Below are 14,356 nucleotides of genomic sequence, written 5' to 3'. Positions count from 1 at the left end.
AAAAAATAGTATATATATGAAAATATTGTATGTAGAAGATAACAGTATTGATGTAGATTTAACACAGCGAACTATTCAAAAAGCATTTCCAACATGCATTTTGCACACCGCTAGAACCATTGCGGAGGCCCAAAAAGCACTTAAAAAAGTGAATGATTATAATTTGCTATTATTGGATTTGCATCTGCCCGATGGCAATGGAATGGATTTACTTTTCGAAATTCGCAAAAAAAATATATCCATCGCAATTATTATTTTAACTGGAAGTAATGATGAAGAAATTGCAATAACAGCTTTAAAAACTGGTGCAGATGATTATTTATCTAAATCTGCAGGTTATTTAAATAAACTTCCAGAAGCCATCCATCATACGCTTAAAAATTTTAATGGGTATCATAAAAATGAATCAGAAACAATCCATGTGTTATATGCCGAATGGCACGAGGCTGATATTGAATTTACAACCAGACATTTTAAAAAGTTTGCTCCTTATATAAAGCTTAATTCCGTTTCCAATGCTCAAGACGCGTTAAAACTATTGCCTAAAACAACTAAAACAAATGCAAAATTTGACATTTTATTATTGGATTATCAATTATCAGGTATCAATGCTATAGAGGTTATTAAAATTATAAGGCAGGAACGAAAACTAACTATTCCAATTGTAATTGTTACTGGTCAAGGAAATGAAGAAATTGCCGTTCAAGCATTAAAATTAGGAGCAGATGAGTATTTGGTTAAAAGAGAAAATTATTTAGTAAGACTGCCTTCAATTCTTTTAAGTGTTTATCAAAAAACACAATTGAAAATTAAACAACAAGAAATATTAAAAAGTAAAGAAGAATACAAAAGTTTTTTTGAAGATGACTTAACGGGAGATTTTATTTCTACCATTGATGGGAAACTTTTAAATTGCAACCCGGCTTACCTTAAAATATGTGGTTTTTCATCTAAAGAGGAAGCTTTAAAATTTGATACTCGTAAATTATATGCCAATCCAGCATCTAGAACTCAAATTATTGAACTTCTTAAAAAAGAACGAAATTTAGTTTCTTATGAAGCAGAACTCATTAGAATAGACGGAAATAAAGTACAAGTAATAGGAAATATGGTTGGAGGTTTTGATGAAAAAGACAACCTAATAACGCTTAAAGGATATATTTTTGACGACACAGAAAGAAAATTAGCCGTTGAAGAATTGCGAAAAATATCAAAAGCCGTAGAGCAAAGCCCATCTACCGTATTAATTACAGATATAGATGGAAATATTGAATACGTAAATAAAACCTTTATTGAAATTTCTGGGTATACTTTAAATGAAGTGAAAGGAAAAAATCCAAGAATTTTTAATTCTGGAAATCAACCTAAAGAAGTGTACCAACAGCTTTGGAAAACTATAAAAAATGGAGGAGTTTGGTTTGGAGAGTTTTTAAATAAAAAGAAAGATGGAAGTTTATTTTGGGAACAAGCATCCATTTCTTCTATTAAAGATAAAAATGGAGATATCACAAATTTTATAGCCATAAAAGAGGATATAACAGACAAAAAAAATAATGAAATTAAATTGATGAATGCCTTGGAAAAGGCTCAGGAAAGTGACCGTCTTAAATCTGCTTTTTTAGCCAATTTGAGCCATGAAATTAGAACGCCAATGAATGGTATTTTAGGATTTTCTGACTTGTTAAAATCGCCAAATTTGAGCGGTGAAAAACAACAAAAATATATCAGTATTATTGAAAAAAGTGGCATTAGAATGTTGAATACTATAAATGATATTATTAGTATTTCAAAAATTGAATCGGGACAAATATCAATAACCCTCAAAGAATTCAACATAAATAATCAATTAAAAGAATTATATAATTTTTTAAGAATTGAAGCTGAGAAAAAAGGAATAAGCCTTTCAATATCTAATTTTATAGCGGAGCAACATGCCACCATAAAATCTGATTCTGAAAAAACATATGCTATCCTTTTAAATTTAATTAAAAATGCCATTAAATTCACCCATAATGGAAAAGTAGAATTTGGGTGTATTTTAAAAGAAAATCAGCTAGAATTTTATGTGAGTGACACTGGAATTGGAATCCCAGTGGAGCGCCAGCGCTTTGTATTTGATCGTTTTGTGCAAGCAGATATTGAAGATAAAGAGTTGTATGGCGGTTCCGGTTTAGGGCTTGCCATTTCAAAATCCTATGTTGAAATGCTCGGCGGTAAAATTTGGCTAATATCAACAGAAGGTGTTGGTTCTAAATTTAATTTCACTTTACCTTATCATGAAATTAAGAAAGAAAACTCACATACTGAATTAATTGATGAAAATATTGAAAACAAGAAATTAGCGCTCACAATATTAATTGTTGAAGATGATTTTGCCACTCAATTATATTTAAAAGAGATCTTAAATCCATTATCTAAAAAAATAATTTTAGCCAATAATGGGTTGGAAGGTTTGGAACTTTTTAATAAAAACTTGGATATTGACCTTATTCTTATGGATATTCAAATTCCTGATATGAACGGTTATAAAGTGACTAGTGAAATAAGACAAATTAATAAAGAGATTATTATAATTGCTCAAACCGCTTATGCCCTTTCTGGAGATAGAGAAAAAGCTTTAAGCGCTGGATGCAATGAGTATCTTTCAAAGCCAATTAAACAATCGGAATTATTTAGGTTGATTTTTAACTATTTTAGTTAGTTATTTTTTAACTATTGAAACGGGTTTCCAATTGTATGATGATTACAAAATACCTAGCGCTATTTTAAGGCAAACGTGTTTGAGCATGAAAAGTTGCGGGTTTTGAAACCGCAATTTTCCTTTGGTTAAATTTAATTATATTTTGTTTTATATACTTTCTTTTTCATGGAATTAAGCAATTTTTTATGAGCGGTGTCGTGTGTAGCGCTTTTATTCAAAGAAGGTATTTGTATAATCATTAAAGTTTTCAAAATCTTGAGTGAAAGTATTATTCACAAATTCATATTCCCAAAGTTCAATATATCTAATACCTAATACGCGTGCTTGTTCAAAAACAGTTGTGTAGTCGTTATTTTCAAATCTTTCAGTTTGGTCAGACCGTCCAATGGCTTGTGCATATATATCTCCTGGGAAATCAATTAAGGCATTAACTAAATTGGGTTGATAAGTAGTTTTACCAGAAATCCACCACATGGCTGCACCAACACGATGGTTTAAAGAAGGGTCATTCCATAAGTCTGTCATAATTCGGTTAGGAATTGATGTTTCTCCCATGATATCGTGTACTTCAACTGCTATTGCCTTTTTTGAAAAGGCATTTGCAAATATTTTAGCTGTTTCTTTTACAGAATAAACCCAATTATCTGGAGTTAATCCAGCATTTGTAAGTTCTTCTGTTGTTACACCATTAAAATGGCCTTCTATTCCGTTAGCGGTCATTTGTGGTACATATATTAAAACTAAATCGTCATCGTCACCATAAGTGCTTGCAAGTGCTTCAGCAAGTAGAGATAGTTTATCATTAACTTTTGAATCCCAAATTTTAGGAATTCTTTTCACAGCATTATCAAAGCCTATTATTTCAAAATAATCTGCACCAAAAGAGTCAGTTAACCAGTCCGGACTGCTACTTCCTGCTATTATGCCTAAACTCCATTTTAAATTTCTTGATTTAATTACAGTACGAAATTGTTCTATTTTTGAAAAGTCATAAATCCCTTCACTTGTTTCAATATCACTCCATTTTACTCTTATTAAAGAACCATTAACTTGATTATTATTCAAAGCAGTTTCATTTCCAAAAGAACTAGAGTATAGGCCTTTTGGTTTTTTAATATTTGAGTTATTGTCTGTGTTTTCAAGGATTACATTGTTATCATCTGAATTACAAGAAAGTAAGGATATTAATATTAGAAAAAATAAAACAAATTTACTCATGACTGTTGTTTTAAATATTTAAGAATTAGACTTTGATTTAAGCAAAAGGTTTAATCCGCATGTCTAGTCCTAAAATATGGCAAGTTGCGGGTTTTAAAACGCAATTTTTCGATGTTTAAATTTAATATTTTTTTGTATTAGAAACATTCTATTGAATTGAATTTAGCAATTTTTTATGTGCGTTGTTGGGCTTTCGTACTTATTTTATGTCTTTTTCTAATTTGTCTGGATTTTTTCTTGTGTCAAAAACTGTAATAATCTCAATTTCATTTCTGGCAAAGTTTATTCTATAGTAGAAAGTTGTTTGTTTTGTTACGACACATTTAAAAAGTCCTTTAAACTCTGAAGATTGTGGACAACTTTCAGGTTGTTCTGAAATCTGGTCAATTTTAGAAGTTAGTTTTTTAATAAAATCATTGCGAACTTTTAAATTCCAATTCTCCAGTAGAAAATCGCTCAATTTTAAAAGCTTATTTTCAGCTAATTCTGATAAAAATACTTTCATTAAGAAATCTTTTTCAAAAAGTCAGAGTATTCAACTCTTTTTCCTTTATTCAATTCTTTAATTCCTTTTTGAATTTCTTTTTGCTCAGATAAACTCAATTCATTCCAAAAATCGATTTTTTCTTTTTGAATAAATTCCGTGATTTTTTCAATGAATTTGTCATTCTCAATGTTGAGAATCATTTTTACTAGTTCTATTTTAGAAGTTTGAATATTCATAATATGTTATTTCTAAATTCAAAGTTACAAAAAAATCGGTTTATATTTTGAAACTAAATTTTTTTCGGTTGTATGAAGCCCAACATGTAATAACCACGCTAAAACTACTTTTTAGCCAAACTAGAAAAAACTAAATCTTCTAAAAATATAATAATCTCACTTTCATCTTTATTCTCACCAAAATCAGTTAATAAAGGAAGATGCACCATAAAATAATTTTGAAAATGCGCCATTTCAATAATAGTAGTTGCTAATGATTTTGGGTATTTATACGTTGGGCTGCATTCTAAAATAATAGCACCAATTACCGCACAAAGCTCTTTATAAGGTTTAAAAAAATGATGCTTATTGTCTTCGCCTACGTGTTTTGTTAAATATACTTTTGAGCCTTCTGAAATTATAATTTGATGTAATAAACTTTCATCTACATAATTTGTTTTTTGATCATCTTCAACAGCTACTGCCAATAATTTTATAATGCGCTGTAATTTAATAGTTGGATCGGTTATATTATTGGTTTGAAAACTTATTTGATATTCTAACCAACTCCAATACCAAGCAACAATATAGCTTAATAAACGGTGTTTATTTTCGAAATAACGATAAATACTTGCTTCTGTAGAATTTATTTCTTCTGCTAATTTCTTAAATGTAAAAGCCTCAAAACCTTTCCTATAAATTAATTCAACACTATATTGAATAATTTTCTTACCTAACGCTGAGCTCTCTGGATTGCGAAGATAAAGCTCTTCATTCATTTTTATTTGTAGCTGTAATTTCATTCTGAAGTTCTATAAATGATATGCTGTTTTAATTTTTTATAAAAGTACTAAAAAATATTTAACAATTATTTATAATAGTAATACTATTATTTCAAACATTAATACTATCTTTGTGTAAAAATAATGACATATGAACATAAAAATTCAATCAAACGGACTTGTACTAGCTCCAACTATTAGTAAGCTTGTGCATCAAAGAATTAAAAAGTTAACGCGCTTATACAATGAAATCATTGCCAGTGAAATAACTTTTAGGGTAGAAAACGATTCTACAAATGAAAATAATGTGTGCGAAATGCGATTGGTGGTGCCAGGTTATGATTTTATTGCTTCCAACAAAAGTAACACCTTTGAAGAAGCAGTTTCAAAAACGTCTGAAGCTCTTGAAAGACAAATAGAAAAAAGAAAAACAAAATTAAAGAGAGCGTCACTCCGCTTTAGTTCATAACCTCGTACACACAGAATTGTTTAGATTTTTATAAACCAATAAAAAATGAAACCTTATGAAACATGTATTTAATAAAAGTTTCTTCTTAATTTTAAGTGTAGGATTATTAGCTTCTTGTAACCAAATGAATGACAGAGTGGATCAAAAACTACAAGAATTAAACACTAAAGCTACGTATTTAGATTCCATTATAACTAAAGAAGTTGATAAGGTTATGCAGCTAGATTCTATCATTAATTTAGAAGGTGAAAAAATTAAAAAACTAGATTCTTTAGTTGATAAATCTACTTCAAAAATATATTCTATAGCCAATACTAAAATAAAAACACTAAAAAATCTTATAACTAATTAATTTTCATTAAATCAAATCAATTTAAACCAAACATCAAATGATTAAAAAAATAGTACTTACTCCTGTTCAAAAATTCATTAAAATTGAAAGTTTTAGCGGTATTTTACTACTTGCTGCAACTATAATTGCCCTATTATGGGCAAATTCGCCGTGGGGTGAAAGTTATCGAGCACTTTGGCAATATAAAATTGGATTTACTTCAGGAAGTTTTGAATTAAATAAACCTTTAATTTTATGGGTGAATGATGGTTTAATGGCTATTTTCTTTTTTTTGATTGGATTGGAAATTAAAAGAGAATTTTTAATTGGTGAATTAAATTCTTTAAAAAAACTAGCATTTCCGCTTTTTGGCGCATTGGGTGGAATGTTAGCTCCTGTTTTGTTATTTTATATGCTGAATCAAAACCCAGAAACAATTAAAGGTTGGGGAATTCCAATGGCTACAGATATTGCTTTTGCGTTGGCAGTTTTAAAAATTTTAGGAAATAGAGTCCCTTTAAGCCTTAAAATATTTTTAACAGCTTTTGCTATTGTTGATGATATAGGTGCTGTAATTGTAATTGCATTATTTTACAGCGCAAGTATAAATGTAACCATGCTAATTTCTGCCCTCCTCTTATTAGGAGTATTATATATACTGTCCTTTAAAGGATATTATTCTAAATTTTTACTCATCGCTTTTAGTATTATTATTTGGATATTATTTTTAAAATCAGGAATTCATCCAACACTTGCAGGAATTTTATTGGCTTTTTCGGTTCCTATCAGACAAAAAATAGATACTCCTGAATTTATTGATAATTTAATGGCTATTACAACTAACATAAAACAAGGCCTACTACTAAAAAAGCCTATTTTATCTAAAGAGCAAATAGAACAAATTGATAATTTAGAAGATTGGACGCAAAAATACCAGTCTCCGCTTCAACATTTAGAACATAAATTACACGATTGGGTAGCTTATTTTATAATTCCTGTTTTTGCACTGGCAAATGCTGGGGTATTTTTAAATAGCTCTCTTAATTTAGACACTGTTTTAATGAAAAATATAGCGATCGCTTTAGTTCTTGGAAATAGTATTGGAATTTCAACAATTGTACTATTGGCTAAAAAAATTAAACTTATTGAGGTTCCTAAAGATATTAGTAACAAACAAATTATAGGCGTTTCCTTTTTAGCTGGAATTGGGTTTACAATGGCTATTTTTATTGCTACTTTGGCTTTTGATGGTAATCCGGCCTTTATAGATGCTGCTAAAATTGGAATTCTAATCGGCTCTTTAATTTCTGCTATAATTGGCTATACTATTTTAAGGTTAACGCCTGCAAAAACATTGAATAATAGTAACTAACATTCATTAAAACTTTCTAAAGAAAATGCTAACATACGTGCTTTTTATCATAGGTTTCTTTATTCTTATTAAAGGAGCCGGACTCTTGGTTGATGGTTCCTCTTCCATTGCCAAAAGGTTAAAAATATCAAATATTGTGATTGGGTTAACCATTGTGGCTTTTGGCACATCTACTCCGGAATTTATCATCAATATTTTTGCCAGCGCCAATGGCAATACTGAAATCGCCATTGGGAATATTCTGGGAAGTAATATTGCCAATATTCTATTAATATTGGGGGTTTCAGCCATAATTTATCCATTGGCAACAAAAAATAATACAGTGTGGAAAGAAATTCCATTCATGTTACTTGCATCTGTGATGCTAGGTATTTTAGTAAATGATATGCGCATTGACAATAATATATTTTCTGGATTAACCAGAATTGACGGTTTAGTGCTGTTAGCGTTTTTTATAGTATTTTTATATTATACATTCGGTATCTCAAAAGCTACTGGAGACCAAGCTACAGAGGGTGAAGAGATAAAGGAGTTAAGCTATTTAAAATCATCCATTTTTATAATTGGTGGGTTGTTAGGTCTTATGATTGGTGGTAAATGGATTGTTGATGGTGCTGTTAAAATAGCGGAATTATTTCATGTAAGCCAGTCATTAATTGGTTTAACAGTAGTTGCTATAGGAACATCTTTGCCTGAGTTGGCTACATCGGCAATGGCCGCCTATAAAAAACAAACAGATATTGCCATTGGTAACGTTGTAGGTTCTAATATTTTTAACATATTTTGGGTGTTGGGCTTTAGTGCTTTGATAAGACCATTACCTTTTAGTGCAAAAAATGATATAGATGTAGCCATGACCATTTTTTCAAGTGCGCTCCTATTTTTAATACTATTTATTGGGAAAAAACATATTATTGAAAAATGGCAAGGAATAGTACTCGTTTTGGTATATGTTGCATACCTTATGTACTTAATAACAAACGGCTAAGGTATTTATTATTAACTTATTAATTTCACTTTATATACTTACATTAAAACAATGAAAAAAAATTGGATTCTTATTTTAAACCTCCTCTTATTAGTGGGTGTCATTTATTTAAAGTTTTTCAATTCGGTTACTTCAAAATTAATTGCTGAAGTAAATCAATTACAATCGGTATTGGCATTTATTATTTTTTATATCACCATTCATTTTTTATCAAATACCGCTAAATATTTTTATTCTAAAAAAAATAAAATTCCTAAAAACAAAAAGAATAATGTACATTTTGGAATAGAAAATATTGCCAATTTTACAATTAGCATAGGTATATTGCTTATGCTCTTAAGTATTTTTGGAATAAACCCTACAGAGTTAATAACCTCATTAACAATTGTTGCTGCAGCCATTGCATTATTAACTAAGGAATATATTGTTGATTTTTTAAGTGGAATTTATTTAAGTTTTTCAAATACGTTTGAAATAAATGACTTTGTTAAAATTAATAATCAAAAAGGTAAAATTGTAGAAATAAGCATGTTAAAAGTACATCTATTGAATGATGATGATGACATTGTAATTATTCCAAATTCAAAAGTTCATTATGGAGAAATCATCAACTATACCAAAAAAGATATACGATTAATGACTATAGATTTTCAAATTGCATTGAAAAATATCAATAACATTGAACAACTTGAAAAAGAAATCATTATATCACTGCAAAGCTTCAAAGAATTTATTGATCCTAAATCGTATAAATTAAAAGTGGTTGAAATGAAAATGGATTATTTAGATCTGAAATTTCAATATACACTTAAAAAGATTGATATGGATTTGCAACAAAAAATTAGAAAAAGAACCATTCGCGAAGTCTTTAATTTTATTTCAAGTGTAAATCGTACGCCAACAGCAGAATAATATCAAATTATAAACACTCTAAATCAAGACTTTTTTTGATACCATTTACGCGTTTTATATAGTATATTTACAGCCTAATTTTTCATAAAAATGTCTCAAAAAAAACGTACCCAAGAGCTAACTAAAAATGTGTTGTTTTGGATGAATAACTGCATTCATTCTGAAAGCAACACCCTTTATTCTGGTGTTTCCATTCAAGGAGTTCCGTTAACAACGGAACCGCTTGGCGCCATGTATTTGAGTAGGATTCTTTATGGAGCAAGCACCGCCAGTGAACTTTTAAAAACAACAGACTATTTAAAATTAGCTACCATCAGTTTTCAGGAATTAGAGACATTTAAAAATCCAAAAGGCGGTTATTATTGGTCTAAAATTAGCGCTCATAAGTTTATCAATGCACCTGACGATGTTAATATGGCACAGGCTTTTATTTTGTATGGCTTTGTTGCCTATGCTAAAATAAATCCATCAAAGACATTAGATAAACTCATTGAAAAGCAAGCTAATTTTATTAAAAACACCTTATGGGATGCAAAAAATAGTGGATTTATTGATGGTTTTGATGAACATTGGAACTTAGGCAACTCCCCTACTAAATCACTTGGCACTCATTTACATACGCTAGAAGCTTTTGTTGCATTGTATGAATATCAACAAGACAGCAGTATTCTTCCAATTATTGAAGAACTTATTACCCTTATTTTAACTCATTTTATTACAAAAGACACGTTTGATTGTATTCATAGGCTTACCATTCAGTGGAAACCATTAAAAAATGAAGTGTGGGCTGGACATAATGCAGAATGCAGCTGGATTTTATGTGATGCTGCCAACACCACAAAAAATGAAGCATTGATCTCCCAATGTAATGCAACTGCCCTAAAAATGATGTCGCAAGTCATTCAAAAAGCAATAGATACTAAAAATGGTGGTTTGTTTAATGTGTTAGAAAATGGAACACCCACCGAAACGGTTAAAATTTGGTGGCCTCAAGCTGAAATGGTGTTAGCATTGTTAAACTGTTATAATATTACCCATGATAGTTTATATAAAGATTTAGCCCTTGAATTTAGCACCTATATCAGTACGCAATTTATTGCTCCAAACGGTGAGTGGTATACCGAAATTAAAAACTCAGGACAGCCAACAACTGAAATTCCTATAGTGCATTTTTGGAAATCTATGTACCACACTGTTCGGTATTATTTTATGGTTGAAAAATTTTCTCATTAAAAAAATAGAAGCACTGAAAATAAAGTTTCATTTCCAGCGCTTCATTTAACATTAAACACCCATTAAAGTACTTAAACTGGTTCAGCTTCTTTTTTCATTCTGGCTTTTGCAATGTTTTCAATTAGTCCTGGAACTTGCTCAAACATAGCAGATAAACCGTGTGTTTTTCCAGCTTCAATAAATGAAATTTCCTCTCCTTTAGTGACTAAAAATCCAATAGGCTCTACTCCAACACCTACTCCTGCACCCATTCCTTCACCTTTAATTTCTTTCTTTTCAAATCCTTCGCCGCCACCTGACCCAAATCCAATGCCAACTTTAATTACAGGAACACATTTAAATGCTCCTAGTTCAAACATTTCACCAACTACGGTTTCTGTTTTTGCCTCATTTTTAATGAAGTCTGTTACTTGTTTTAATAATTCTTCGAAATGTAAATCCATCATGTTATGTTTTAAAATTAATATATGATTTTAGAATATCAATTGGCCTATTTTGAAGATGAAGGACCAATTGATTTTTACCTTGATAATTAATCCAAAAATTACCTTTACTTAAATTTAAAAAGTAAAATATTGGAAATAATTTTGCATTTAATGTCCAATCTGAAGTATCAATGTTAAGAAACAACTTTTTCACTTTAAAAGTTCTAAAAACACTATATACCCATTTAATTATAGTGCGCTGCTTTTTTTTAGTTGTATGTGGGCGTGAGGCCTTTTTAAGTATTCTCTTTGGTATTGGATAATAATAAAAATTAAAAAATAAAATAGATATTTTTACTCGTAAAACCTCATTTTTCACAGGTTCTAAACTTACTTTTAAAAGTCCTTTTAATTGAATGAAATACTCGTTCTTATGTGTATCAATCCATATAATTATGGGCATTATTAAAAGTAAAATAATGAACAAAAAAAGAAAAATAAGTACACCAACCAAAATCATCATCATCGCTAGTTTTTGAAACCTAAAATTCGCATATTTTAAAAAATTTGACAATGATTTCAATCAAAAGAACTCCTGATCTTTATTAGGTATAACTTTTATAGCTCGTTCCCGCAAAATAACTAGTAAATGAATAGTCTAATCATCCTAATTTCATATTTACAATCAGAGCTACAAAAAATAAATCTTTTTTTTCTTGGTAACTCACTTATTTTTAGTACATTTAATCAAAATATGATAAATATCATATTGTTGTTTTTTTTGAATTTCACCTACAACTCAAAAAAACAATAATGCTACTTTAACATTTAATAACCTCAATTTTCAACCTCAATTTAGTTTGATTAATAGCATTACAATTGTTATCAAATCAAAAACTAATATGCTTTCAAATAAAACTTAATAAAATGCTTAAATAATTTTGAGCCACAGCCATCAATATTACATTTTTATAGAAAAAAATAAATACAATCAACCTTCAAAAACTATTTAAAAATTACTATTTACTAACTTAAATTTTTTAATTATGAAAATCAACAAACTTTTATTGAATTCACTACTTGCAGGAGTTTTTATCGCAAGTTTTATGGGTTACACCCAAGAAAAGGAAAAGGAATCGTATGCAATGGTTAATTTGCAATACATTATGCCAAAAATTGGGATGGAAAAAGCTTTTGAAAAAGCGGTAAAAGAACACAATAATTTATATCATAAAGACGGACCTTATAAAGCAAGTGTTGATAATATATTAACGGGACCTGAAACTGGATGGTATGTTTGGTTAATGGGACCGAATACATTTTCTGAGTTAGATGGCAGTCCAGGTGATGGTGCACACGCAGATCATTGGACTAAAAGTGTTGCTCCTACTATTGCTGAATATGGAAGAAGTGAATTTTGGAAATACAATGAAAAACTTTCCTATAACAACCTAAAAGCAAGTGCTAAATATGAAACCATTTGGATGATAGATTTAAAACGTGGAGATTATTATAGATTTAAAGCTCTGATGCTTAAAATTAGAGAAGCGCATGAGAAAAAAGCCGAGGACAGTATTTTAATTTATGAAAATCAGTTTAATGCAAACGATGGAAGAGAAATTGCCATTGTATGGCCTTTTAATACGTGGGCTGAACTAGATATTGATAATGGAGGAATTAAAAAAACCTATGAAGAAATATATGGAGAAGGAAGTTGGCAAGATGCGATGGATGAATGGACAGAAATTACAGAATCCATTGTTTCCCATGTGTGGAGAATTGGTCTTTAATTAAGTAACAAAAAAGCCTTCGCTAATTGCGAAGGCTTTTTTAATTGAAAAAATAATATCAATATTAGTCTACAAACATTGGAACATCTGCGCTGTAGGCTGCTCTTGAAATTGCTGAACGCTCTCTTGAAGTTATTAAACGATCTTTATACCAGTAATAACTTAACTTCGCTAATTCTTTGGTGAATTTACTATGTAATGCTCTATAATTGTCTCCGTTATACTCTGCGTTAATAGAGGTAATTAAGCTCTCTAACTCATCCATCATAGTTGCGCCGTTACGTGCTAATTTATTGGCTATACCTAAGTTTGTGTGATAAATACGAAACTCTGGTGTAAAATTAGAAAATGGATACTTATCTTCACTATTAATTACACCATCACCATCTAAATCTGGTTCATTTCCAAAAGCAACATTGTCAACATTTTCACGAGTATATAAATAATCACTAATAATTACTATTTTACCAATAGCCACGCCTGACTTAACAGCCCAATAAGACATACTATTGCTATTGGAGGCTAAATAAGTATAATCCGTTGCAATTATATTTCCAGAACGATCATAAATATTAAATGTAAAAGAACCTCCTCTTAGAATATTTAAGCTCACTGCATTTATATTATTTTCACTAAACTTAATCTCTAAATCTGTAAAATCATAATTACTAGTAAGTGGTTTGCTATGACTAAAATTATATTGTGGATAATAAACATATTGAATTGCTTCTGAATAGATATAAAATCCATTTTCAAAAATTAACTCTTCCATACGATCATCAATCTCACTTTCAGTCCAATCATATTGATTTCTTAAATAATCTCTGAACGAATTATTTTGAAAATCATCCTCATTTTTAATCAATTCAAATGAAATTCCTGAAGCAAAATCTCCTTCATTAAAAATTCCATGCAAGTTGTCTTCATTTAAAATACCTGGAAATAAATCACTACCAGAATTCTGAACATATTGACTCCATTCGCCACTATCATAATAATTATTATTTGAAAATCCCATAATGGCATTTTCAAAATCTTCCATAGGAAGTGCGTTGTTATTAAATCCTTCTGGCGAATTAAAAAATTGAATATTTGGATTGTAAGAACGCGCTGCAACCGTTTGTGAAGCTATTTTATTCTGGGTGTTTTCAAAAGATCTAAAATAGGCATCTAAGCTCCCCAATTGCGTTATTTCAAATAATGTTAATGGTTTTTGACCTATAATTTGTTTGGTTTCCTGAGTGCTAGCATCGGTAGTTTCAGGTGTAATTGTTTCTGGTTCACAGCTTGTTAAAAAAACTGTTGCCAATAATACATATGCAAAACTCTTAAATTGTTTCATAGTTTATTTGATTTTAATTAGTTAGTTAATTTCAAATTGCAATATAAAACTATTTTTTTTAAATCATGTACGTAGTACTACGTACATGATG

The 14,356-nt window shown here is 29.7% G+C and carries 15 protein-coding genes; 8 read left to right on the top strand and 7 right to left on the bottom strand.

Annotation, left to right across the window (positions count from 1 at the left end; genetic code table 11):
- The first annotated feature begins 16 nt into the window (after positions 1 to 16).
- Positions 17 to 2,701 (top strand): response regulator, encoded by a 2,685-nt coding sequence (locus tag JEY78_RS11170; protein ID WP_291851068.1) that lies wholly within the window; start codon positions 17 to 19, stop codon positions 2,699 to 2,701.
- A 210-nt stretch (positions 2,702 to 2,911) separates the two neighbouring features.
- Here the strand turns inward: JEY78_RS11170 and JEY78_RS11165 are convergent, their stop codons facing one another.
- The 4 genes from JEY78_RS11165 to JEY78_RS11150 form a co-directional block, all read right to left on the bottom strand.
- Positions 2,912 to 3,919 carry a hypothetical protein gene (locus JEY78_RS11165; RefSeq protein ID WP_291851065.1) on the bottom strand — a complete coding sequence of 336 codons (1,008 nt, stop codon included), beginning with the start codon at positions 3,917 to 3,919 and terminating at the stop codon, positions 2,912 to 2,914.
- A gap of 199 nt (positions 3,920 to 4,118) precedes the next feature.
- Positions 4,119 to 4,424 (bottom strand): type II toxin-antitoxin system RelE/ParE family toxin, encoded by a 306-nt coding sequence (locus JEY78_RS11160; RefSeq protein ID WP_291851060.1) that lies wholly within the window; start codon positions 4,422 to 4,424, stop codon positions 4,119 to 4,121.
- Positions 4,424 to 4,642 (bottom strand): hypothetical protein, encoded by a 219-nt coding sequence (locus JEY78_RS11155; RefSeq protein WP_291851058.1) that lies wholly within the window; start codon positions 4,640 to 4,642, stop codon positions 4,424 to 4,426. Before JEY78_RS11155 ends, JEY78_RS11160 begins: the two co-directional genes overlap by 1 nt.
- 104 nt (positions 4,643 to 4,746) lie before the next feature.
- Positions 4,747 to 5,424 (bottom strand): TetR/AcrR family transcriptional regulator, encoded by a 678-nt coding sequence (locus JEY78_RS11150; protein ID WP_291851055.1) that lies wholly within the window; start codon positions 5,422 to 5,424, stop codon positions 4,747 to 4,749.
- Between the two features lie 130 nt (positions 5,425 to 5,554).
- Here JEY78_RS11150 and raiA point away from each other — a divergent pair, with 130 nt between their 5' ends.
- The 6 genes from raiA to JEY78_RS11120 all read left to right on the top strand — a co-directional run bounded on the left by raiA (position 5,555) and on the right by JEY78_RS11120 (position 10,708).
- Positions 5,555 to 5,872, top strand: coding sequence for a ribosome-associated translation inhibitor RaiA (gene raiA / locus JEY78_RS11145; protein ID WP_291851053.1), 318 nt, complete (start codon positions 5,555 to 5,557; stop codon positions 5,870 to 5,872).
- Positions 5,873 to 5,927: 55 nt separating this feature from the next.
- Positions 5,928 to 6,224 carry a hypothetical protein gene (locus JEY78_RS11140; RefSeq protein WP_291851050.1) on the top strand — a complete coding sequence of 99 codons (297 nt, stop codon included), beginning with the start codon at positions 5,928 to 5,930 and terminating at the stop codon, positions 6,222 to 6,224.
- 37 nt (positions 6,225 to 6,261) lie between these two features.
- On the top strand, positions 6,262 to 7,575 hold the full coding sequence (nhaA, locus tag JEY78_RS11135) for a Na+/H+ antiporter NhaA (RefSeq protein WP_291851047.1): 1,314 nt from the start codon (positions 6,262 to 6,264) through the stop codon (positions 7,573 to 7,575).
- A gap of 25 nt (positions 7,576 to 7,600) precedes the next feature.
- A complete protein-coding gene (locus JEY78_RS11130; RefSeq protein WP_291851044.1) occupies positions 7,601 to 8,563 on the top strand; it encodes a calcium/sodium antiporter in 963 nt (320 codons plus the stop codon).
- A 51-nt stretch (positions 8,564 to 8,614) separates the two neighbouring features.
- Positions 8,615 to 9,475 (top strand): mechanosensitive ion channel domain-containing protein, encoded by an 861-nt coding sequence (locus tag JEY78_RS11125; protein ID WP_291851041.1) that lies wholly within the window; start codon positions 8,615 to 8,617, stop codon positions 9,473 to 9,475.
- Positions 9,476 to 9,565: 90 nt separating this feature from the next.
- Positions 9,566 to 10,708 carry an AGE family epimerase/isomerase gene (locus JEY78_RS11120; RefSeq protein ID WP_291851038.1) on the top strand — a complete coding sequence of 381 codons (1,143 nt, stop codon included), beginning with the start codon at positions 9,566 to 9,568 and terminating at the stop codon, positions 10,706 to 10,708.
- 71 nt (positions 10,709 to 10,779) lie between these two features.
- Here JEY78_RS11120 and JEY78_RS11115 read toward each other — a convergent pair whose 3' ends face one another.
- Positions 10,780 to 11,151 carry a GerW family sporulation protein gene (locus JEY78_RS11115; RefSeq protein WP_291851034.1) on the bottom strand — a complete coding sequence of 124 codons (372 nt, stop codon included), beginning with the start codon at positions 11,149 to 11,151 and terminating at the stop codon, positions 10,780 to 10,782.
- Positions 11,152 to 11,155: 4 nt separating this feature from the next.
- A complete protein-coding gene (locus JEY78_RS11110; RefSeq protein ID WP_291851032.1) occupies positions 11,156 to 11,596 on the bottom strand; it encodes a hypothetical protein in 441 nt (146 codons plus the stop codon).
- Positions 11,597 to 12,179: 583 nt separating this feature from the next.
- Here JEY78_RS11110 and JEY78_RS11105 point away from each other — a divergent pair.
- Positions 12,180 to 12,923, top strand: a complete 744-nt coding sequence (locus tag JEY78_RS11105) for a hypothetical protein (RefSeq protein WP_291851030.1) — start codon at positions 12,180 to 12,182, stop codon at positions 12,921 to 12,923.
- 64 nt (positions 12,924 to 12,987) lie between these two features.
- Here the strand turns inward: JEY78_RS11105 and JEY78_RS11100 are convergent, their stop codons facing one another.
- Positions 12,988 to 14,265: a hypothetical protein gene (locus JEY78_RS11100; RefSeq protein WP_291851027.1), complete on the bottom strand. Its 1,278-nt coding sequence runs from the start codon at positions 14,263 to 14,265 to the stop codon at positions 12,988 to 12,990.
- Positions 14,266 to 14,356: the final 91 nt, after the last annotated feature.

Origin of the sequence: Lutibacter sp. (genome assembly GCF_016342705.1) — a bacterium.
Taxonomy (GTDB): Bacteria; Bacteroidota; Bacteroidia; order Flavobacteriales; family Flavobacteriaceae; genus Lutibacter.
Note: the sequence above shows the minus strand (reverse complement) of the source record. Positions and strands in the feature narration are given on the sequence as shown.

What these genes read in the sequence shown, in the direction of transcription:
- JEY78_RS11115 (WP_291851034.1), bottom strand. Translation starts at nt 11,151, where the DNA reads ATGGATTTACATTTCGAAGAATTATTAAAACAAGTAACAGACTTCATT.
- JEY78_RS11155 (WP_291851058.1), bottom strand. Translation starts at nt 4,642, where the DNA reads ATGAATATTCAAACTTCTAAAATAGAACTAGTAAAAATGATTCTCAAC.
- JEY78_RS11170 (WP_291851068.1), top strand. Translation starts at nt 17, where the DNA reads ATGAAAATATTGTATGTAGAAGATAACAGTATTGATGTAGATTTAACA.
- JEY78_RS11125 (WP_291851041.1), top strand. Translation starts at nt 8,615, where the DNA reads ATGAAAAAAAATTGGATTCTTATTTTAAACCTCCTCTTATTAGTGGGT.
- raiA (WP_291851053.1), top strand. Translation starts at nt 5,555, where the DNA reads ATGAACATAAAAATTCAATCAAACGGACTTGTACTAGCTCCAACTATT.
- JEY78_RS11100 (WP_291851027.1), bottom strand. Translation starts at nt 14,265, where the DNA reads ATGAAACAATTTAAGAGTTTTGCATATGTATTATTGGCAACAGTTTTT.
- JEY78_RS11165 (WP_291851065.1), bottom strand. Translation starts at nt 3,919, where the DNA reads ATGAGTAAATTTGTTTTATTTTTTCTAATATTAATATCCTTACTTTCT.
- JEY78_RS11160 (WP_291851060.1), bottom strand. Translation starts at nt 4,424, where the DNA reads ATGAAAGTATTTTTATCAGAATTAGCTGAAAATAAGCTTTTAAAATTG.
- JEY78_RS11110 (WP_291851032.1), bottom strand. Translation starts at nt 11,596, where the DNA reads ATGCCCATAATTATATGGATTGATACACATAAGAACGAGTATTTCATT.
- JEY78_RS11120 (WP_291851038.1), top strand. Translation starts at nt 9,566, where the DNA reads ATGTCTCAAAAAAAACGTACCCAAGAGCTAACTAAAAATGTGTTGTTT.
- JEY78_RS11140 (WP_291851050.1), top strand. Translation starts at nt 5,928, where the DNA reads ATGAAACATGTATTTAATAAAAGTTTCTTCTTAATTTTAAGTGTAGGA.
- nhaA (WP_291851047.1), top strand. Translation starts at nt 6,262, where the DNA reads ATGATTAAAAAAATAGTACTTACTCCTGTTCAAAAATTCATTAAAATT.
- JEY78_RS11105 (WP_291851030.1), top strand. Translation starts at nt 12,180, where the DNA reads ATGAAAATCAACAAACTTTTATTGAATTCACTACTTGCAGGAGTTTTT.
- JEY78_RS11130 (WP_291851044.1), top strand. Translation starts at nt 7,601, where the DNA reads ATGCTAACATACGTGCTTTTTATCATAGGTTTCTTTATTCTTATTAAA.
- JEY78_RS11150 (WP_291851055.1), bottom strand. Translation starts at nt 5,424, where the DNA reads ATGAAATTACAGCTACAAATAAAAATGAATGAAGAGCTTTATCTTCGC.